At 59.9% G+C, this 309-nt stretch carries 1 protein-coding gene; it reads right to left on the bottom strand.

The features are described from left to right. Positions 1 to 309 (bottom strand): sodium:solute symporter family transporter (locus F8C76_RS19715; protein WP_211372230.1); only part of this gene is annotated, 309 nt, incomplete at both ends.

The following is a 309-nucleotide window of genomic DNA, read 5'->3' as shown; positions in this document are numbered from 1 at the left end:
GGCTGATCGCCGCTGAGCAGGACAGTAACATGGAATCCGCCGTGGACAAGGTGGCGGCAAAAATGGCCGCCAGCACCATGCCGGCCAGCACATCAGGCAGATAAGCCTGAGCCATGGTGGGCAGTGTCAGCTCTGGATCAGACAGCTCTCCTGTGAGTAGTACGCGGGCGTAGAGACTGATGGTCACGGTCAGAAGCGCAAAGGGCAGGTACCAGGCAAAGTACACCTTGCGGGCCGCCGGGACGTCGTCCGGGCTGCGTAACGCAATGGTACGCACTAAAATATGCGGCTGACCAATAGCGCCAATGC

Source organism: Flagellimonas olearia (genome assembly GCF_009184425.1).
GTDB classification, from domain to species: domain Bacteria; phylum Bacteroidota; class Bacteroidia; order Flavobacteriales; family Flavobacteriaceae; genus Flagellimonas; species Flagellimonas olearia.
The sequence above is the reverse complement of the archived record's forward strand: the minus strand, read 5'-3'. Positions and strand labels throughout refer to the sequence as shown.